We start from the raw sequence: 19,211 nt of genomic DNA, 5'->3' as shown, positions 1-19,211 counted from the left end.
TTCTGGAGTGGGCGAGATGCTGCGAATCAAGGGGCGGGTCGGCGACTGGCCGGTGGACCTGACGGTGGAGATGGATGCCGAGGATTGGGCGCAACTGGCTGCGCATCTGCCGATGGAGGCTCCACCTGCCGCGCCGCGAACTGCGTCAGCCGGCAACCCGGCGGATGGCCTGTGGCCACTGGCGCAGGAACTGCTGCAGCGCGCCGGCAGCATGGAAGGTCCGCAGCTGCTCGGCGAGCTGTCCGCCCTTGCCGGTGGCGATGCCGCCGGCAAGCGCCTGCTGGTGCGCCTGCGTCATTGTCCGCAGGTACAAATAGAAAGCGGCGCCGAAGCGCCGCTGTATCGCTGGATCGGCTGATCAGCCGGCCTGATTGACCGTCACGTCCGGCGCGCCACGTTCCAGCTGGGCGCGGATGGCGTCGGGAATCGCCGCCTTGGTGAAGGCCTGGGCATCCACCATCACGTAGGTGACTTCGGCGCGGGCGATGGCGGCCTGGTCGGCCTTGCGGCGGATGTCCACTTCCAGGGCGAACGAGCTGTTGCCCAGGCGCAGGGTGCGCACCTCCAACTGAAGTACATCGTCGAAACGCGCCGGCGCGCTCCAGTCGATCGCCATGCGCACTACCTGGCTGTCCAGGTTCTGCTCCAGCAGATTCTGGTAGCTGCCGAACACGGCGCGGTAGAACTCGGTGGCCGCCACGTCCACGTAGTCGCCATAGCGAGCGTTGAACACCACCTGCTGGGCATCGCACTCGCCGTAGCGCACCCGCAGCAGCAGGCGGAAGGGCGCCATCAGTAGATCGCCTGGTACAGCTTGCGGCGGTACAGGGTCACCAGCGGATGGTCGCCGCCGAGCAGGTCGAACACCTGCAGCAGGGTCTTGTGCGGTAGGCCTTCCTGGTAGCTGCGGTTGCGCACGAACAGCTTGAGCAGACCGTCCAGCGCCGCCTCGTACTGCTGGCGCGCCAGCTGCTGCACGGCCAGCTGGTAGCTCGCCTCGTCATCGTCCGGATGCTGTGCCAGGCGGCTCTTCAGTTCGGCGGCGTCCGGCAGGCTGGCGGCCTGACGCAGGAAGGTCAGCTGCGCCTTAGCACCGGCCAGGGCCTGCTTGTGTTCGTCGCCCTTGACCGCGCCGAGCACGGTTTCCGCCTCGCCCAGTTCGCCACGTTCAGCCAGGCAACGGGCATAGAGGATCAGCGCGGCGCCGTTCTCGTTGTTCTCGCCGAGGATCTGCTTGAGCAGGTTCTCCGCGTCACCGATGCGCCCCTCGGCGAACAGCGCCTGGGCCGTTTCCATGGGGTCGGCGGCGAGCGGCGCCGGCTCGGCCACATGCGGCTTGAGCATCTCGCGCACGGCCGATTCCGGCTGGGCACCGGCGAAGCCATCCACCGGCTGGCCGTTCTTGAACAGCACCACGGTGGGCAGGCTGCGGATGCCGAAGCGCGCGACTATGTCCTGCTCCGCGTCGCAGTCGACCTTGGCCAGCAGCAGCTCGCCGCGGTATTCCTCGGCGATCTTCGCCAGCATCGGCATCAGCGCCTTGCACGGCGCGCACCACTCTGCCCAGAAGTCCACCAGCACCGGCTTGTGGAAGGAGTTCTCGATCACCAGCTGCTCGAAGTTGGCGGCGCCGGATACGTCGAAGATGTAGGGGGTATCGCTCATGGAAGAATCTCGGAAGGGCGAAAGGCTGGAACTATAAATGCGGGCGGGTCGCCGCGGATACAAGTAGCCCGGATGCAATCCGGGTCGCCTGTCTCCCGGATTGCATCCGGGCTACGGGAGATCAACGCTTGGCGTGATACAGGCTGACGCTGCGGAACTCCGCCGGCTCGGCCAGGTCTGGCCAAGTGCAAGCATCGAGCAGGCCAAGACGCTGGTAGAGCGGATGCTGGAAGTCCTTGACTCGCGAATCGGCCACCAGGGCCTCCTTGCCGCGACTGAGAAAGGCGTCGAGCAGCGGCAGGTTGGCGCGGTCGTAGAGCACGTCGGCGACGATGATCAGATCGAAACGATCCTTTTCGGCGAAGAAATCCAGCGAGTAGCTCAACTCCACCCCGTTCAGCTCGGCATTGGCCCGGCACGACTCGATGGCCAGCGGGTCGAGGTCACAGGCCACCACTTCCGCTGCGCCGGCCTTGGCCGCGGCGATGGCCGCCACGCCGGAGCCGGCGCCGAAGTCCAGCACGCGCTTGCCGCACACCCACTCCGGCTGTTCCGCCAGCCAGCGCGCCAGGGCCAGGCCGCTGGCCCAACAGAAGCTCCAGTAGGGCGGCTCCTCGAGGATGCGCCGGGACTCCTCCGGGCTGAAGCTGCGGTCCATGTTGCTCGGGTCGACCAGCCACAGGCGGATATCTGTGCCGGGCAGGGTTTCTGCGCTCAGGCGGGCGTCGCCGAGCAGCTGTTGCAAGGCGTTCTGCAGGGCTTCGGGGGACTTCATGGCGCGCTGACCAGCGACAGGGCGCCGAAGTCGCGGCTGACCGCCTGGGTCACCCGTTGTGGCGGCAGGCGCAGGATCAGCCGGCCTGACTGGCTGATGCGTGCGCGCAGCTCGACCCGTGCACCGCTCGGGAAATACTCGGGGTTGAACGGCAGGCGGAAGGCCAGGGCCTGGCCATCGCCGGCCAGCTTGAGGCTGCCCAGCAGCTGTTGCGGGCGGTCGCGCTCGTCCACCACCAGCAGGGCCATCTCCACTTCGCTGCCGGGCGGCGGCGTCAGCAGGCTGCCGCGCAGCTCGCGCATATGGGCGGGCAGGGCCTGCTCCTGCGGGGCGACTGGCTTGGCGACAGGCGCTGGACGGGGCGGTGCGGCCGGGGCGACGGGCTTGGGCGGCTCGCTGGCGCAGGCGGCCAGCAGCAGGGTCAGGCAGGCGAGGGCGGGGCGTTGCAACATGGCGGCATCCGATGCGGCGGCGTATCTAGCTGGAATAGCGCAAAAATCGGGCGCCTGTATACCGCAACGGCGGCGGCTTGTCTTGTCGGGGGCATGCGCTACCATGAGCCACCGTTTCGTAGGGCCTCATCTTCCATGCATTGTCCGTTCTGTTCCGCCAACGACACCAAGGTCATCGATTCCCGCCTGGTCGCCGAGGGCGAACAGGTGCGCCGGCGCCGCGAGTGCCTGGCCTGCGGCGAACGCTTCACCACCTTCGAGACCGCCGAACTGGTGATGCCGCGCCTGATCAAGTCCGACGGCAGCCGCCAGCCGTTCGACGAAGAGAAGCTGCGCGCCGGCATGCAGCGCGCGCTGGAGAAGCGTCCAGTCAGCGTCGAGCGCCTGGAAGAGGCCATCGCCCACATCAAGCACAAGCTGCGCGCCACCGGCGAGCGCGAGATCAAGTCGCGGGTGCTTGGCGAACTGGTGATGACCGAACTGCAGAAGCTCGACGAAGTCGCCTATATCCGTTTCGCCTCGGTCTACCGGCGCTTCCAGGACCTCAACGAGTTCCGCGAGGAGATCGAGCGCCTGGCCCGCGAGCCGTCCAAGGAATGAGCGCGGCCGACCAGCAACACATGGCCCGTGCGCTGGAGCTGGCGCGCAAGGGGCTGTACTCCACCCATCCCAATCCGCGCGTCGGCTGCGTCATCGTCCGCGACGGCAAAGTGGTCGGTGAGGGCTGGCACGCCAAGGCCGGCGAGCCCCATGCCGAGGTGCACGCGCTGCGCCAGGCCGGCGCGCTGGCCCGTGGCGCCACCGCCTATGTGACCCTGGAGCCCTGCAGCCATCATGGCCGCACGCCGCCCTGCGCCGATGCCCTAGTGGCCGCCGGCGTGACGCGGGTGGTGGCGGCCATGCAGGACCCCAACCCCGAGGTATCCGGCAAGGGCCTGCTGCGCCTGATGCACGCCGGCATCGCCGTGCACAGCGGTGTGCTGGAGGCCGAGGCCAGAGCCTTGAATGCCGGCTTTATCAAGCGCATGGAGCAGGGCCTGCCGTTCGTGCGGGTCAAGCTGGCCATGAGCCTGGACGGCCGCACCGCCATGGCCAACGGCGAGAGTCAGTGGATCACCGGCCCCGAGGCGCGCGCCGCGGTGCAGCGCCTGCGCGCGCGGGCCAGCGTGATAGTCACCGGCGCCGATACCGTGCTCACCGACCAGGCGCGCCTGACCGTGCGTGCCGAGGAACTGGGCCTGAATGCCGAGCTGACCGCGCTGGCCATTGACCGTCCGCCGCTGCGCGTGCTGGTTGACGGCCGCTTGCGCGTACCGCTCGCCGCGCCCTTTTTCCAGGCAGGCCCGGCGCTGGTCGCCACCTGCGCGGCGGCTGCCGCCCGTGATCGTTTCCTCGAGGACGGCCACGAGCTGCTCGCTATGCCCGGCAGCAATGGCCATGTCGACCTGCGCAAGTTGCTGATGGAGCTGGCCGGCCGTGGCGCCAATGAGGTGCTGGTGGAGGCCGGGCCGAAGCTGGCCGGCGCTTTCGCCCGCGCCGGGCTGGTCGACGAGTACCAACTGTTCGTCGCGCCCAAGTTCCTCGGCTCCAGCGCCCGTCCGTTGCTGGACTGGCCGCTGGCGCGCATGGCCGAGGCGCAGGAGCTGGAGATCCGCGAGATGCGCGCCATCGGCAGCGATTGGCGGATCATCGCCGTGCCCAGGCAACCCCTGGGAGCGAGCCCTGCTCGCGAATCCTGACCGGGCAAAAGCTTCGCGAGCAGAGCCCGCGCCTACAGCTCGCCGGGCTTTTGTGGTAAAAAGCCAGCCGCAGCCACTTTCTGGCTGCAACGTTCTCAGGGCGGGGTGTGATTCCCCACCGGCGGTAATGACAGTCACTGTCTAGCCCGCGAGCGCCTTTCCAGCGAAAGGGACAGCAGACCCGGTGCGATTCCGGGGCCGACGGTATAGTCCGGATAAAGAGAGAGCGGGATTCCCTTCCAGGGCGCCGTCCGCTGCGCCCGCGAAAATCCCTATCGATCGGCATTGCCCTGTTTTTGACCAAAACAGGAGTTCATCCATGCTGCATTGCAACACCCACCGGGAGGACGCATGTTCACCGGCATAATCGAATCCATCGGCACCATCCGTGCCCTCAGCCCCAAGGGCGGCGACGTACGCGTGTACGTGCAGACCGGCAAGCTTGACCTGGGCGACGTCAAGCTGGGCGACAGCATCGCGGTCAACGGCGTGTGCCTGACCGTGGTCGAGCTGCCGGGCGACGGCTTCTGGGCCGACGTCAGCCGCGAGACCCTGGCCTGTAGCGCCTTTATCGACCTGAAGATTGGCAGCCGGGTCAACCTGGAGAAGGCCCTGACCCCGACCACTCGCCTCGGCGGGCACCTGGTCAGCGGCCATGTCGACGGCGTCGGTGAGATCGTCAAGCGCGAGGACAATGCCCGAGCCATCCAATTCACCGTGCGCGCACCGCGCGAGCTGGCCAAGTACATCGCCCTGAAGGGCTCGATCACCGTCGACGGCACCAGCCTGACGGTTAACGCCGTGAATGGCGCCGAGTTCGAGCTGACCATCGTGCCGCACACCCTGGTCGAGACCATCATGGCCGACTACCAGTCCGGTCGCCGGGTCAACCTGGAGGTGGATCTGCTGGCCCGCTACCTGGAGCGCCTGCTGCTCGGTGACAAGGCCGCCGAGCCCACCGCCAGCGGCATCACCGAAGGTTTCCTGGCCGAACACGGCTACCTGAAGAATTGAGGAACGGCCAGATGGCTCTGAATACCGCTGAAGAACTGATCGAAGACATCCGCGCCGGCAAGATGGTCATCCTCATGGATGACGAGGACCGCGAGAACGAGGGCGACATCATCATCGCTTCGGACTGCGTGCAGGCCGAGCATATCAACTTCATGGCCCGCTTCGCCCGCGGTCTGATCTGCATGCCGATGACCCGTGAGCGCTGCGAGACGCTCAACCTGCCGCTGATGGCACCGCGCAACGGCTCCGGCTTCGGTACCAAGTTCACCGTCTCCATCGAAGCGGCCGAGGGCGTCACCACCGGCATCTCCGCCGCCGACCGCGCGCGCACCGTGCAGGCGGCCGTGGCGCGCAACGCAGTGGCCGACGATATCGTCAGCCCCGGCCATATCTTCCCGCTGATGGCCCAGCCCGGCGGCGTACTGGCCCGTGCCGGCCACACCGAGGCAGCCTGCGACCTGGCGCGCATGGCGGGTTTCGAGCCGAGCGGCGTGATCTGCGAGATCATGAACGACGACGGCACCATGGCCCGCCGCCCGGAGCTGGAGCAGTTTGCCGCCGAGCACAACCTCAAGATCGGCACCATCGCCGACCTGATCCACTACCGCCTGATCCACGAGCGCACCGTCGAGCGCGTCAGCGAGCAGCCGCTGGATACCGAGCTGGGCCAGTTCACCCTGGTCACCTACCGCGACGGCGTGGAGAACACCGCGCACATGGCCCTGACCCTGGGCAAGGTGTGCGCCGAGGAGCCGACCCTGGTCCGTGTGCACAACATGGAGCCGCTGCGCGACCTGTTCCTGGTCAAGCAACCGGGGCGCTGGAGCCTGCGCGCGGCCATGGCCGAAGTGGCCAAGGCCGGCAGCGGAGTGGTGCTGCTGCTGGGTAATCCGCTCACCGGTCCGGAACTGCTGGCCCACCTGGGCAAGCAGCCGGCGCCGAGCCCGGCCACCTACAGTACCGTTGGCGCCGGCTCGCAGATCCTGCGCGATCTGGGCGTGCGCAAGATGCGCCTGATGAGCTCGCCGATGAAGTTCAACGCCATATCCGGCTTTGACCTGGAAGTTGTAGAATACCTGCCCGCTGAATGATGACCCCGGCCGAGCGCAGCCTGCGCCCGGCCCGGCTTTTCGTTCTACATTGATACCCACGGGACGCCCATCGGCGCCCCGGCTCTTTATACAGACTGAGACTCGCCCATGACCCTGAAGACCATCGAAGGTACCTTCATCGCCCCGCAAGGCAAATTCGCCCTGGTGGTTGGCCGCTTCAACAGCTTCGTCGTCGAGAGCCTGGTCAGCGGCGCCGTCGACGCCCTGGTCCGCCACGGCGTGAAGGAAAGCGACATCACCATCATCCGCGCGCCGGGTGCCTTCGAGATTCCGCTGGTCACCCAGAAAGTCGCCCAGCGCGGCGAGTTCGCCGCCATCATCGCCCTCGGCGCGGTGATCCGTGGCGGTACCCCGCACTTCGAATACGTCGCCGGCGAGTGCACCAAGGGCCTGGCCCAGGTCTCCATGGAATACGGCGTACCGGTTTCCTTCGGCGTGCTGACCGTCGACTCCATCGAACAGGCCATCGAGCGCTCCGGCACCAAGGCCGGCAACAAGGGCGCCGAAGCTGCCCTGTCCGCTCTGGAAATGGTAAGTCTGCTGGCGCAGCTGGAGGCCAAGTGAGCCTGAACCACGACGACAGCCAGGACGCTCCGCAGCCCAAGGCCAAGGGCAAGATCGCGCAACGCCGCGTGGCCCGCAGCCTGGCCATGCAGGCGCTGTATCAGTGGCACATGGCCGGTCAGTCGCTGAACGAGATCGAAGCGCAGTTCCGCGTCGATAACGACTTCAGCGGCGTCGATGGCGCCTACTTCCACGAGATCCTCCTCGGCGTGGCGCGGCAGAAGACCGAGCTGGACCAGTCCTTCGCCACCTTCCTGGATATCCCCCTGGAAGAGCTGGACCCGGTCGAACTGGCCATCCTGCGCCTGTCCGCCTGGGAGCTAACCAGCCGCGTCGACGTGCCCTACAAAGTCGTGATCAACGAGGGCATCGAGCTGGCCAAGACCTTCGGCGCCACCGACGGGCACAAGTTCGTCAACGGCGTGCTGGACAAGCTGGCGCCGGTACTGCGCGCCGCCGAAGTCAAAGCCAACAAGCGTTGAGGCTTTGGGCGAGTTCGAGCTGATCCGCCGCTATTTCGCCGCCGCGCCTTGTGCGCAGGCGGCCGAAGGCGTGGCACTGGGCATCGGCGACGACTGCGCCCTGCTGCAGCCAGCCCCCGGCCAGCAACTGGCCGTGTCCACCGACACCCTGGTGGCTGGTGTGCATTTCCCCGATCCCTGCGATCCCTTGTTGCTCGGCCAGCGTGCGTTGGCCGTGGCGGTCAGTGATCTGGCGGCCATGGGCGCCGCGCCTCTCGGTTTTACCCTCGGCATGACCCTGCCGCAGGCCGATCCGGCCTGGCTGGAGCGTTTCGCCCGTGGCCTGTCGCAGATGGCCGAGTCCTGTGGTCTGGCCCTGGTCGGTGGCGATACCACGCGCGGCCCGCTGTGCCTGACCCTGACCGTGTTCGGCCAGGTGCCGACCGGCCAGGCGCTGACCCGCAGCGGCGCACGTCCCGGCGATCTGCTCTGCGTCGGCGGCAGCCTGGGCGATGGTGCCGGCGCGCTGCCGCTGGTGCTGGGCCGCCAGGTGGCGCAGGGCGAGGCGGCCGATTATCTGCTGGCGCGCTACTGGTCGCCGCAGCCGCAGTTGGCTCTCGGCCAATGGCTGCGCGGCACGGCCACGGCGGCTCTGGATATCTCCGATGGTCTGCTGGCCGACTGCGGCCATGTCGCCGCGGCATCCAGCCTGGCCCTGCAGATCGAACAGGGCAGCCTGCCGCTGTCGCCGGCCCTGCGTGCTCTGGCCGGCACTGCGGCGCTGGACTGTGCACTGAGCGGTGGCGACGACTACCGTCTGGCCTTTACCCTGCCGCCTGAACTCCTGCCCGCGCTGCAGGCCCAATGGCCGGAGGCCGTGGTGATCGGCCGGGCGCTGGCGGGGCAGGGCGTGCGGCTAATCGACGGCCAGGGCCGTCCCATCGAACCGCCACGGGCGGGTTATCAGCATTTCGGGAGTAGCGGTGACTGAACTGGTGAAAGTGGCGCCGCGGGTGTGGCGCAATCCCTGGCATTTTCTCGCCTTCGGTTTCGGCTCCGGCCTCATGCCCAAGGCGCCGGGGACCTGGGGCTCGATGGTGGCCATCCCCTTCATCCCGCTGTGGCAGATGCTGCCGGACTGGGGCTACTGGCTGATGCTCGGCGTGACCATGCTGTTCGGCTTCTGGCTGTGCGGCCGGGTGGCCGAGGACATGGGCGTGCATGACCACGAAGGCATCGTCTGGGACGAGATGGTCGGCATGTGGCTCACCCTGTGGCTGGTGCCCGAGGGTTGGCAGTGGTTGCTGCTAGGCTTTGTAGTGTTCCGCGTATTCGACATCCTCAAGCCCTGGCCGATCCGCTGGATCGACCGCCATGTGCACGGTGGCATCGGCATCATGCTGGACGACGTGCTGGCCGGCGTATTCGCCTGGCTGGCGATGCAGGTGCTGGTCTGGGGCCTGGCCTGATTCGGAGGCTGCACATGCGTGTCTGCTGGCTGGCGTTGCTGTTGTGCCTGGGGTGGCCAATCGCCCAGGCCGGCCAGGCACTGCCGGCCGAGATCCAGCTGGTCAGCGAGCACTGGGTCGGTCATACCAATGAGGACGGCAGCGGCCTGGCCTGGGATGTCATGCGCCAGGTGTTCGAGCCGGCCGGGGTGAAGGTGCGCTTCCGCATCGTGCCCTACACCCGCTCCATCGGCCTGGTCCAGCGTGGCGAGGCGGATGCCTGGCTGGGCTCGTATCGCGACGAGATCAGCGAGAAGATCATCTACCCACGCTGGCCCTACGACGCCGATCAGATCGCCGCCCTCTCGCTGCGCGAGCAGCCGGTGCCGACCTTGCAGAGCATCGGCCAGTACCGCCTGGCGTGGATGCGTGGCTACGAGTACCAGCGCTATTTGCCAGGAATCAGCCGCTTCGAGGAGATCGAGCGCCGCGTCGGCATCCTGCGCATGCTCGAACTGGGCCATGCCGACTTTTACCTGGATGCCTCCACCGAGGTCGAGGACGTGCTGCACGAGGGCTCGGACCCTGCGCGCTTTCGCACTACCGTGCTGACCCGCTTGCCGCTGTATGCCGGCTTTGCCGATACTGCCCGCGGTCGCGCCCTGGCCGAACTCTTCGACCGGCGCATGACCGAGCTGGTGCGTGACGGCGCGCTGCGAGCGATTTTCAGTCGCTGGCAGCAGCCTTACCCCTTCGACGAGGACATGGAGATCCCAGATGCGTCGCCTTGAGCTGTTCGCCGCCAGCCTGTTGCTGGTCCTGACTCCCCTGCTGCATGCCGAGACCCAGGTCCAGGTGGTCGGCCTGTTCCCCGGCGCTGCGGTGCTGCTGGTGGATGGCCAGCGCAAGCTGGTACGCAGCGGCCAGACCGGCCCCGGCGGGGTCAAGGTGGTCAGTGCCGACAGCAAGGGCGCGGTGCTGGAAGTCGATGGCGTGCAACGCAGCTACGGCATCAGCCGCGAATACAACCAGGGCGGCGCCGCCTCCGGGCCGCAGAAGGCCCAGCTCAGCATCAGCCGTGGGGTTGGTAATCACTACTGGATCGCCGGCTCCATCGATGGCCACCCGGTGCAGTTCCTGGTCGATACCGGTGCCACCTCGGTGGCGATGAACGAGGGCCAGGCCCGCCGCCTGGGCATCGATTATCGGGTGCAGGGCAAGCCCATGGTGGCCAGCACCGCCGGTGGCAATATCCGCGCCTGGCGGATCAAGCTCGACAGCGTGAAGATCGGCGGCCTGGAAGTGCTCGGCGTGGAGGGTGCGGTGCTGGAGGGTGACTCGCCCACCGAAGTGCTGCTGGGCATGAGCTTCCTCAGCCGGGTGCGCTGGCGCGAGGAGAACGGCGTGCTGCAGCTGGAGTCCAAGCTCTAGATGCGCTTGGCCGATTCATCGGCCCTTTCGATCCTTATCCCCGACAATTCACGCTGCGCCGCAGTGCGACGCTGCTGGTACAATGCCGGCCTTTTCTGCCGAACGTCCAACAGGAGCACACGGTGTCCGTCGTCTTCGTCGCCGCCTCCAAGCTGCCCACACCCTTCGCGGTGTTCACCATGCACGGTTTCCTCGATGAGGAGAGCGGCAAGGAGCATGTGGCCCTGACCCTGGGCGATATCGCCGATGGCCAGCCGGTGCTGGGCCGCCTGCACTCCGAGTGCTTGACCGGCGATGCCCTGTTCAGCCAGCGCTGCGACTGCGGCGCCCAGCTCGAAGCCGCCCTGCGCGCCATCGCCAGCGAAGGCCGTGGCGTGCTGCTGTACCTGCGCCAGGAGGGTCGTGGCATCGGCCTGCTGAACAAGATCCGCGCCTACGAACTGCAGGATGCCGGCGCCGACACCGTGGAAGCCAACGAGCGCCTGGGCTTTGCCGCCGATCAGCGTGACTATTCGATCTGCCAGCCGATGCTCGATCACCTGGGTGTGCGCGCGATCAATCTGATGACCAACAACCCGCGCAAGGTCAAGGCGCTGGAAGGCTTTGGCGTGCGCGTGGCCGAGCGCCGTCCGCTGGAGATCGGGCGCAACCCGCACAACAGCAAGTACCTGGCGACCAAGGCCGGCAAGCTCGGTCACATGCTGGGGCTGCAGCACCAGGAAGAGACCGAGTGACGCGCGCCGAAGTGCGTCGCCGGCTCGCCCTTGAATGGTGGCGCTGGCTCGGCTTCGCCCTGGCACCGCTGTTCTTCCTCAATCTGCTGTTCGGTGGCAGCCAGGCATTGGGGACGGTGCTGGAGATGCCGCTGTTCATCGCCGGCATGGCGTCCATGTTCGTCAGCCTGCCGCTGTTCTCCGCCTACAAGCGCGCGCTGATCGCTACCGAGGCGGCCCTGGATGGCGAGCATGAGCGCGAGGCCTGGCTGGAGCTGGCGCGCCAGCGGCGCAAGGCCTTCCTCGGCGCCTGCCTGCCGGGCTGGGTCGCCGCCATTGCCCTGTTCAGCGGGCTGAATGCCGTCGCCCTGATTCTTCTTGCCCTGAGCAGCGTGGTGCTGCTCTGCCTGTACCGCATCCCGCGCCAGCTTGGCTAAGCGTCTCTTCGCCACCTGCCTGCTCGCCTTGAGCCTGCCGCTGGGCGCGGCGGAGCGGGTGGTCAGCCTGGCCCCCTCGATGTCGGAAATCATGCTGGAACTGGGCGCCGAGAAGCGCCTGGTCGGTGTGCTCGATGGCGGCGAGCGGCCGCCTGAACTGACGCACCTGCCCTCGGTGGGGCGGTACGGCCAGGTGGAACTGGAAACCCTGCTGGCGCTGCGCCCGGATCTGTTGCTGCTATGGCCGGACAGCGTTCCTGCTGCCCAGCGCGAACAGCTGAAGTCCTTCGGCATCCCGCTCTATGTCGGCGAGCCCCATGACCTCGACCAGCTGGCCGAACAGTTCGCCGAGGTCGGCGAGCGGGTCGGCCATGCCGAGAGTGGTCGCCAGCTGCGCCAGCAGTTCCGCGCTGGCCTGGCCAGCCTGCGCGAGCGCTACCGGCGCGAACCGCCGCTGCCGGTGTTCTACCAGGTCTGGCATGAGCCGCTGTACACCATCGGCGGGCGGCAGATCATTGGCGACGCGCTGAACGTCTGCGGTGCGCGCAACGTGTTCGCCGATCTGCAGCTGCCGGCGCCGCAGGTCAATGTCGAGGCGGTGCTGGGGCGCGCGCCCGAGGTGATACTCGCCGGCAGCGATGCCGAGCTGCAGCACTGGCGGGCCTGGCCGCAGTTGCCGGCAGTACGGCGCCAGCAGCTGTGGACGGTGCCGGACAAGGGCCTGGAGCGCCCCAGCTTCCAGATGCTGGCGGCTATCGGAAAACTCTGCGCGATGCTGGCCAAGGCTCGTTGAGCCACACCGTAGCGCAGAAAGACAAAAGGCCCCGAAAGGGGCCTTGTGCATTGCGCTTAACGCTTACAGCTCGGGAGTCCAGACGAAGCCGAGCATCGCCGTGCGGCCTTCCTGGCGGTAGCCGTAGCGCTCACCCTCGTGCTCGTACAGGGCACGCTGGTAATCCTTGTCCAGCAGGTTGTCGATCTTCGCCTCCAGCTTCAGCTCGCCGGTCGCCTGCCAGCTGCCGCGCAGACCCAGCAGGCCGTAGCCGGCCAGCTGGTACTGGTTGTTCGGATCGTCGTAGCTGCTGCTCGCGGCCTGCCAGGTGGCACCCACGGCGAAGTCGCCGAAGGCGCGGTCCAGATCCAGGCTCAGGGTGCGGCGGGCGCGGCGGTTGAGGGTGTGGCCGGTGTCGCGGTCACGCGGGTCGACGAAGGCGATGCCGAGCTGGCCCTGCCAGCCGAACAGCTCCTGCTGCAGCGTCGCCTCGAAGCCGTGGATGCGCGCGGTGGCGATGTTCTGCGGGATGAAGTTCTGATCGTTGGCGATCGCATCCTTGATATCGGTGCGATACACCGAGGCCTCCAGGCGGGTGCTCTCGGTCAGCTCGCTGCGCCATTGCAGCTCGTAGCTCTTCGAGTGCTCGGGCTTGAGGTCCGGGTTGCTGTAGTCCGGGTAGTACAGGTCGTTGAAGGTCGGCGCACGGAAGCCTTCGCTGTAGGACAGGATCAGGTCGTTGACAGCGTTCAGCGGCAGGGTCAGGGCGCCGCTCCAGGTGTTCTCGCTGCCGAATTGCTCGTTCTTGTCGTGGCGCACGCCCAGCTCGGTGGAGAAGTGCTCGCCATCATAGCGGTGCTGAACGAAGGCGGCCTGGTTCCAGCGTTGATGCTCGTCGAAGGCGGTGTTGCTGTTGAGCTGGTCCTCGTACCAGTCGGCGCCCAGCAGCAGGCTGTGGCTGTCGCTCAGGGCCAGGGTGTTGAGCCAATTCACCGAGTCGCGGTAGGTGTTGAACACGCCGCGCTCGTCGCTGAGCTTGTCCAGGCTCTCCTCGCGGTTCTCGCTGTGACCGACTTCCAGGCGGCTGTTCCAGATATCGTTGATCTGCGCATCGAGGTAGCTGGAGACGCTGCTGACGGTGAAGTCGCTGTACGGGTCCTGGCCGACCGACTCGAAGGTGGTCATGTCGAAGCGGCCGAAGGGGTTGTCGAATTCGGTGCGGCCGCGCTGGTCGAGCACATTGACGCCGGCCTCCAGCTGTTCGCTGAAGCTGTGGCTCAGGCTCAGGCTGAAGGCCTTGTTGCGGTAGGCATCGTGGTCCTGGTCGGAGCCGTAGGAGGTGCCGGTGCGGTCGATGCCGTCGGTCTCGTCGAGGCTGCCGGCCAGGCTGAAACGTGTCTGCTCGTCGCCACCGGAGATGCCGGCGCTGCGCTGCCAGCTGTCGTTGCTGCCGTAGCTCATGCGCACGAAGGGCTTGAGGCCCGCGCCGGCACTGCGGCGGGTGAAAATCTGTACCACGCCGCCGATGGCGTCGGCGCCATACACCGCGGAGCGCGGGCCGCGCAGCACTTCGATGCGCTCGATCTGGTCTACGTTAATGTGCTGCAGGTTGCTGTCGCCGGAGCTGGCCGAGCCGATGCGCATGCCGTCCACCAGCACCAGGCTCTGGGCCGACTTGGTGCCACGGATGTACAGGCTGGTCAGGCTGCCGATACCGTTGTCGGTCACCTGGACGCCAGGTACGCGCTTGAGCAGTTCGCTCACCGATGAGGGCTGCAGGCGCTCGATGTCGGCGCGAGTGAATACCGTGTTGGCGGTGCTGCTGGCGCTGCGCTGCTGCACATCGCGGTTGGCGCTGATCAGGGTTTCGGACAGCTTCAGCGCGGCTTCCTGGTCGGCAGCCAGGGTGCTGGTGCCGGGCAGCAGGGCAACGGCCAGGGCCGAGAGAGGCAGGGAACGGGACAGCTTCATGGAGATTCCTCAAAGATCGCAAGACTTCGAGGAGGGCAGGACAGGCGCGGGCAGGCGCCTGACGGTGCTGCCCTCCGCAACACCAGTCGAATCCGTCCAGGCCGGTCTCCGGGCTCTCGACGCGCCGGCTCGCCTTCCCGGGAAACCCAGTGGCTGATGAGCGGGCGTGCAGCCTGTGGGCTGCGGTCGATTACCGTTGCGGGGGCAGCGCCGGGATTGCTCCTTGCGGAGCGCACCGGCTTCCCGTTTAACGCCGACCCTGTCGATCTGACAGGCTCTGGGCGCACCTAGGCGGAAAATAAAACGCCGCGCACCTTAGTGCACGGCGTGTTGAATCTCAAGCAAGTTTAGCCATGGTCGGCTTGAGTTTCGCTCATGCGCGACGGCCGGCGATGCAAACACTCATGCACCGACCGGGCTGGGGCGCGAGTCGGTCACCTTGATGTTGGCCTTCTCGCTGCTGTCCTGGCGGCTCAGGCGGCTGGCAGTCTTGTGCAGGTCGAGCACCAGCTGGGCCAGCACCTGGGCCGCCTGGCGCGTCTCGTCGGCACTCTGGCTGCTGCGCTCGGCAGCGCCGGTGATGGCCTGGGCCTGGTCGGTCACCGCCTGCACCTGGGCCAGTTGTTGTTGCATGGACTGGCTGACCTGGCCGAGCCGGCCCTGCATAGCCTCGACTTCGGCCTGGATGCGTTGTAGCGCCGCGTTGGCCTCGTGGGAGCGCGCCACCCCGCGCTGCGCCGCGTCCTGGCAGGCCTGCATCGCATCCATGGCGTCGCGGGTCTGCTGGCGCACGCCGCCCAGGGTGCTGGCGATTTCCTGGGTCGCCTGGGCCGTGCGCTGGGCCAGGTTGCGCACCTCGTCGGCCACCACGGCAAAGCCGCGGCCGCTGTCGCCTGCCCGCGCCGCCTCGATGGCGGCGTTGAGGGCCAGCAGGTTGGTCTGCTCGGCGATGGCGCGGATCGCTTCGCTGATGTGCTGGATCTCCTCGGTCTGCTGGTTCAGCGCCTGCAGGGCCTGGCTCGACTGCTCGATGCGCGCGGCCAGCTGGGTCACGTCCTCGGCGCTCTGGCGCACCGCGTCGCTGCCGGCGCGGCTCATCTCCAGGGCCTGGCGCGAGGCGCTTTCGCTGTCGACTATGTGCTCGGTGGTGCTGCCGATGCTGTGGTTGACCTCGAGCATCGCCCGCGCCGTAGACACGGCCGCCGCCTGGCCCTGGGCGGCGCACCGGGTGGCGCTGGCGGCGGTGCGGCTGAGGCCGCTGGAGGTGCGCTGCAGGGCGTCGCCGGCGGTGACGATGCCCTGCATGGTGTGGTCCATCTTGTCGACGAAGCTGTTGACCCAACCGGCCAGGGCGCCGGCCTCGTCGCGGCCGAAGCGCTCCACGCCGAGGCGGTTGCTCAGCGGTGCGCCGCATTCGGCGGTGTCCAGGAAGAAGTCCGACAGGGCCTGCAGCTTGCGCGCCCGTGGGCGCAGGCTGAATGCCCAGAACGCGCCGAGCAGCAGGCCGGCGACGGCGAAGGTGATGGCCGAGGCCTGCTGCGGCAGCTGGGCGTCCAGCAGCAGATGCAGGCCGCCGAGCGCGCACAGGCCGAACAGCAGCTGGCGGCACAGCGCATAGCTCAGGCTGCGCTGGCGGTAGACCTCTTCCAGGTCGCCCTCGCACATCATCCCCCAGGTATCCGGCGAGCCAGGCAGGCGCAGGGTCAGGCCGGCACCAATCACCGGCACATGGCGGTAGTCCGGGTAGCCTGGATAGAGCACGAACAGGTTGCTGCCGTGGCGGATGGTCTCGCGCACGCCGGGGTGCAGTTCGCCGGTTGCCGGTGCGGTGAAGCGCAGCTCGAATTCGGTGTGGTGACGCACCCGGATGGTGCCGAAGGGCGTTGGTATGCCCTGTTTTAGGTTGTCGCCGCCGCTGAAGGTGGCGTCCTCGAAGCGCGAGCGCGACAGCGCGGTGCCGGGGGCGATGGCTGGGTCATAGGCGCTCTGCACCATGAACAGGTAGTTATCGCCGGAATCGCGGTAGACGTGGCCGGCCTCGCGCTGGATCAGGTCGCTGAGCACGTCGTTGGGGATGCGCGCGCACAGGCAGCCGACCACCTGGCCGGCGTGGCGCAGCGGCTGGTGGAACATCAGGGTGACGGCGTCGTGGAACTGGGAAGTGGTGGCGCCCAGGCTCAGCGTCAGCGGGTCCAGATAGGGTCCGCGCAGGAAGGGCGCCTTGAGCCCGGCGGCGGTGGCGTCCGGGTCATGCTTCTGGCCGGCGCGCGGGGCGTGGCTGGAGGCCAGGATGCGGCCGTCCGGGGCGGCCACGAACAGCTCGGAGACCTCCGGCATATGGGCCCGTGCCTGGGCCAGATCCTCGTCCGCCAGGCTCGGCCAGGCCTGGCTCAGGCCGTTGCCGATCAGCTCCAGCTCCTGCCAGTACTGGCGGGCCCAGCCGGTCAGCAGGTCGGCGCGGGTCTGCGCCAGGCCGGCGAAGGTCTTCTCGATCTGGGCGGCCTGGCCGCGGTTGAGCCAACAGGACCAGCGCAGGGCCAGCTTGCCGGCGCGGCCGAACCACGGCAGCCAGCGGCGCTCGCGGCCATGGAAATCCATTCGATGACTGAGCAGAGGCATGTGAACTCCCGGCCGTCCGAGGACGGCGCACGTTTCTTGTAGTTATCCGGAACGATAGTGCAAGAAACGGGCCGTACGGGCCGGGAGGTCAGGCGTCGAGCAGGGCCAGGCGGGCGCGGATGGCGGCTTCGATGCCGGCGCTGTCCAGCCCGCACTCGGCGAGCATCTGCGCCGGCTTGGCGTGCTCGACGTAGTAGTCGGGCAGGCCCAGGTGCAGCAATGGCTTGACGATGTTCTCGGCGGCGAGGAACTCGCTGACCGCGCTGCCGGCGCCACCCATCACGGCGTTTTCCTCGATGGTCACCAGCAACTCGTGGCTGGCCGCCAGCTCGCGCAGCAGGGCCTCATCGATGGGTTTGACGAAGCGCATGTCGACCACGGTGGCGTCCAGCGACTCGCCGACGCGCAGGGCCTCGGTCAGTTGCACGCCGAAGGCCAGGATGGCGACCTTGCTACCCCGGTGACGGACCACGGCCTTGCCGATCTCGACCGGCGCAAGCGTCGGGTCGATGGCGGCGTTGGGGCCGCTGCCGCGCGGGTAGCGCACGGCCGCCGGGCCCTGGAAGTGGTAGCCGGTGGTCAGCAGCAGGCGCAGCTCGTTCTCGTCGCTGGGTGTGGCGATGAGCATGCCGGGGATGCAGCGCAGGTAGGAGATATCGAAGCTGCCGGCGTGGGTCGGGCCGTCTTCGCCCACCAGGCCGGCGCGGTCGATGGCGAACAGCACGTCGAGGTGCTGCACGGCCACGTCGTGGATAAGCTGGTCGTAAGCGCGCTGCAGGAAGGTGGAGTAGATCGCCACCACCGGCTTGGCGCCGTCGCAGGCCATGCCGGCGGCCAGGGTCACCGCGTGCTGCTCGGCGATGGCGACGTCGAAGTAGCGCTCGGGGAACTTGTCGGCGAAGGCCACCAGGTCGGAGCCTTCCTTCATCGCCGGGGTGATGCCGACCAGGCGCGGGTCTGCGGCGGCCATCTCACACAGCCACTGGCCGAACACGGCGGAGTATTTGGGACCGGAGGGTTGCTTCGGCTCGACTGGTGCCTTGATCGGCTCCAGCTTGGTGATGGCGTGGTAGCCGATCGGGTCGACCTCGGCCGGGGCGAAGCCCTTGCCCTTCTTGGTCACCACATGCAGGAACTGCGGGCCTTCCAGGTCGCGCATATTGCGCAGGGTGGCGACGAGTGTGGGCAGGTCGTGGCCGTCGATGGGGCCGACGTAGTTCCAGCCCAGCTCCTCGAACAGTGTGCCGGGCACCAGCATGCCCTTGGCGTGCTCCTCGACCTTGCGCGCGATCTCCCAGGCGCCCGGCAGGCGCGAGAGGATCTTCTTGCTGCCTTCGCGCATGCTCGAATAGGTGCGGCTGGAGATGATCTTGGCCAGGTAGTTGGACAGGCCGCCGACGTTCTTGGAGATCGACATGTCGTTGTCGTTGAGCACCACGAGCATGTTGGCCTTCACATCGGAGGCATGGTTCAGCGCCTCGAAGGCCATGCCGGCGGTCAGCGCGCCGTCGCCGATCACCGCTACCGACTTGCGCTTGCTGCCCTGCAGGCGGGCGGCGATGGCCATCCCTAAGGCGGCGCTGATGCTGGTGCTGGAGTGGCCGACGCCGAAGGTGTCGTACTCGCTCTCGCTGCGGCGCGGGAAGGCGGCCAGGCCGTCCTTCTGGCGCAGGCTGCCCATGCGCTCGCGGCGGCCGGTGAGGATCTTGTGCGGGTAGGCCTGGTGGCCCACGTCCCACACCAGGCGGTCGTCCGGGGTGTCGAAGATGTAGTGCAGGGCGATGGTCAGCTCGATCACGCCCAGGCCGGCACCGAAATGCCCGCCGGTCTGGCCAACGCTGTACAGCAGGTATTGGCGCAGCTCGTCGGCCAGGCTTTCCAGCTCGCTTTCCGCCAGGCGGCGCAGGCCGTCCGGGGTGTCGGCGCTGTCGAGCAGGGGCGTGGCGGGACGCTCGCGGGGGATTTCGTGGAAGGTGGTCGGCATCAGGCAGATCGTTATAGGCATACAAAAGATGCGGCAGTTTACCTGAAGCGCCGG

21 protein-coding genes and 2 riboswitches are annotated in these 19,211 nt (G+C 67.7%); of the genes, 14 read left to right on the top strand and 7 right to left on the bottom strand.

Going from position 1 to position 19,211, the window contains the following annotated elements:
- Positions 1 to 16 precede the first annotated feature (16 nt).
- Positions 17 to 358 carry a hypothetical protein gene (locus N7607_RS20000; RefSeq protein WP_279867750.1) on the top strand — a complete coding sequence of 114 codons (342 nt, stop codon included), beginning with the start codon at positions 17 to 19 and terminating at the stop codon, positions 356 to 358.
- Here N7607_RS20000 and N7607_RS19995 read toward each other — a convergent pair whose 3' ends face one another.
- The 4 genes from N7607_RS19995 to N7607_RS19980 all read right to left on the bottom strand — a co-directional run bounded on the left by N7607_RS19995 (position 359) and on the right by N7607_RS19980 (position 2,892).
- Positions 359 to 793 (bottom strand): thioesterase family protein, encoded by a 435-nt coding sequence (locus N7607_RS19995; protein WP_279867751.1) that lies wholly within the window; start codon positions 791 to 793, stop codon positions 359 to 361. It abuts the gene before it with no gap.
- Positions 793 to 1,665: a thioredoxin gene (gene trxA / locus N7607_RS19990; protein WP_279867753.1), complete on the bottom strand. Its 873-nt coding sequence runs from the start codon at positions 1,663 to 1,665 to the stop codon at positions 793 to 795. Before trxA ends, N7607_RS19995 begins: the two co-directional genes overlap by 1 nt.
- Positions 1,666 to 1,786: 121 nt before the next feature.
- Positions 1,787 to 2,440: a 50S ribosomal protein L11 methyltransferase gene (locus N7607_RS19985; protein WP_279867754.1), complete on the bottom strand. Its 654-nt coding sequence runs from the start codon at positions 2,438 to 2,440 to the stop codon at positions 1,787 to 1,789.
- On the bottom strand, positions 2,437 to 2,892 hold the full coding sequence (locus tag N7607_RS19980) for a YbaY family lipoprotein (RefSeq protein ID WP_279867755.1): 456 nt from the start codon (positions 2,890 to 2,892) through the stop codon (positions 2,437 to 2,439). Before N7607_RS19980 ends, N7607_RS19985 begins: the two co-directional genes overlap by 4 nt.
- A gap of 135 nt (positions 2,893 to 3,027) precedes the next feature.
- Here N7607_RS19980 and nrdR point away from each other — a divergent pair, with 135 nt between their 5' ends.
- The 13 genes from nrdR (at position 3,028) to N7607_RS19915 (ending at position 12,604) form a co-directional block, all read left to right on the top strand.
- Positions 3,028 to 3,492 carry a transcriptional regulator NrdR gene (gene nrdR, locus N7607_RS19975; RefSeq protein ID WP_137970782.1) on the top strand — a complete coding sequence of 155 codons (465 nt, stop codon included), beginning with the start codon at positions 3,028 to 3,030 and terminating at the stop codon, positions 3,490 to 3,492.
- Positions 3,489 to 4,631 (top strand): bifunctional diaminohydroxyphosphoribosylaminopyrimidine deaminase/5-amino-6-(5-phosphoribosylamino)uracil reductase RibD, encoded by a 1,143-nt coding sequence (gene ribD, locus N7607_RS19970; RefSeq protein WP_279867757.1) that lies wholly within the window; start codon positions 3,489 to 3,491, stop codon positions 4,629 to 4,631. The genes nrdR and ribD overlap by 4 nt, the downstream gene beginning before the upstream one ends.
- A gap of 87 nt (positions 4,632 to 4,718) precedes the next feature.
- Positions 4,719 to 4,863: riboswitch (FMN riboswitch) on the top strand.
- Between the two features lie 119 nt (positions 4,864 to 4,982).
- On the top strand, positions 4,983 to 5,645 hold the full coding sequence (locus tag N7607_RS19965) for a riboflavin synthase (protein ID WP_279867758.1): 663 nt from the start codon (positions 4,983 to 4,985) through the stop codon (positions 5,643 to 5,645).
- Between the two features lie 11 nt (positions 5,646 to 5,656).
- Complete coding sequence (gene ribBA, locus N7607_RS19960) at positions 5,657 to 6,736, top strand: bifunctional 3,4-dihydroxy-2-butanone-4-phosphate synthase/GTP cyclohydrolase II (RefSeq protein ID WP_279867759.1); 1,080 nt, start codon at positions 5,657 to 5,659, stop codon at positions 6,734 to 6,736.
- Between the two features lie 108 nt (positions 6,737 to 6,844).
- A complete protein-coding gene (gene ribE / locus N7607_RS19955; RefSeq protein ID WP_279867760.1) occupies positions 6,845 to 7,321 on the top strand; it encodes a 6,7-dimethyl-8-ribityllumazine synthase in 477 nt (158 codons plus the stop codon).
- Positions 7,322 to 7,323: 2 nt separating this feature from the next.
- Positions 7,324 to 7,803 (top strand): transcription antitermination factor NusB, encoded by a 480-nt coding sequence (gene nusB, locus N7607_RS19950; protein ID WP_279867822.1) that lies wholly within the window; start codon positions 7,324 to 7,326, stop codon positions 7,801 to 7,803.
- A 4-nt stretch (positions 7,804 to 7,807) separates the two neighbouring features.
- Entirely contained in the window at positions 7,808 to 8,773 is a 966-nt protein-coding gene (gene thiL / locus N7607_RS19945; protein ID WP_279867762.1) for a thiamine-phosphate kinase, read from the top strand.
- A complete protein-coding gene (locus N7607_RS19940; RefSeq protein WP_279867764.1) occupies positions 8,766 to 9,251 on the top strand; it encodes a phosphatidylglycerophosphatase A in 486 nt (161 codons plus the stop codon). The genes thiL and N7607_RS19940 overlap by 8 nt, the downstream gene beginning before the upstream one ends.
- A gap of 14 nt (positions 9,252 to 9,265) precedes the next feature.
- The gene (locus N7607_RS19935) at positions 9,266 to 10,021 is read left to right on the top strand and encodes a transporter substrate-binding domain-containing protein (protein WP_279867766.1); all 756 of its coding nucleotides are present in this window, start codon (positions 9,266 to 9,268) and stop codon (positions 10,019 to 10,021) included.
- Complete coding sequence (locus N7607_RS19930) at positions 10,008 to 10,661, top strand: TIGR02281 family clan AA aspartic protease (RefSeq protein ID WP_279867767.1); 654 nt, start codon at positions 10,008 to 10,010, stop codon at positions 10,659 to 10,661. Before N7607_RS19935 ends, N7607_RS19930 begins: the two co-directional genes overlap by 14 nt.
- A gap of 122 nt (positions 10,662 to 10,783) precedes the next feature.
- On the top strand, positions 10,784 to 11,395 hold the full coding sequence (gene ribA, locus N7607_RS19925) for a GTP cyclohydrolase II (protein ID WP_279867769.1): 612 nt from the start codon (positions 10,784 to 10,786) through the stop codon (positions 11,393 to 11,395).
- Positions 11,392 to 11,811: an MFS transporter gene (locus N7607_RS19920; protein ID WP_279867771.1), complete on the top strand. Its 420-nt coding sequence runs from the start codon at positions 11,392 to 11,394 to the stop codon at positions 11,809 to 11,811. The genes ribA and N7607_RS19920 overlap by 4 nt, the downstream gene beginning before the upstream one ends.
- Positions 11,804 to 12,604 (top strand): cobalamin-binding protein, encoded by an 801-nt coding sequence (locus N7607_RS19915; protein ID WP_279867774.1) that lies wholly within the window; start codon positions 11,804 to 11,806, stop codon positions 12,602 to 12,604. Before N7607_RS19920 ends, N7607_RS19915 begins: the two co-directional genes overlap by 8 nt.
- A 63-nt stretch (positions 12,605 to 12,667) precedes the next feature.
- On the opposite strand, the gene N7607_RS19910 is transcribed toward N7607_RS19915, so the two are convergent.
- The 3 genes from N7607_RS19910 to dxs form a co-directional block, all read right to left on the bottom strand.
- Positions 12,668 to 14,554, bottom strand: a complete 1,887-nt coding sequence (locus N7607_RS19910) for a TonB-dependent receptor (protein ID WP_279867776.1) — start codon at positions 14,552 to 14,554, stop codon at positions 12,668 to 12,670.
- Positions 14,555 to 14,635: 81 nt separating this feature from the next.
- Positions 14,636 to 14,860, bottom strand: a riboswitch (cobalamin riboswitch).
- Between the two features lie 96 nt (positions 14,861 to 14,956).
- Positions 14,957 to 17,173, bottom strand: a complete 2,217-nt coding sequence (locus N7607_RS19905; protein WP_279867778.1) for a methyl-accepting chemotaxis protein — start codon at positions 17,171 to 17,173, stop codon at positions 14,957 to 14,959.
- Positions 17,174 to 17,261: 88 nt separating this feature from the next.
- Positions 17,262 to 19,157 (bottom strand): 1-deoxy-D-xylulose-5-phosphate synthase, encoded by a 1,896-nt coding sequence (gene dxs, locus N7607_RS19900; protein WP_279867779.1) that lies wholly within the window; start codon positions 19,155 to 19,157, stop codon positions 17,262 to 17,264.
- Positions 19,158 to 19,211 lie beyond the last annotated feature (54 nt).

The organism is Pseudomonas sp. GD04019 (genome assembly GCF_029837695.1).
In the GTDB taxonomy this organism is placed as follows: domain Bacteria; phylum Pseudomonadota; class Gammaproteobacteria; order Pseudomonadales; family Pseudomonadaceae; genus Aquipseudomonas.
The sequence above is the reverse complement of the archived record's forward strand: the minus strand, read 5'-3'. Positions and strand labels throughout refer to the sequence as shown.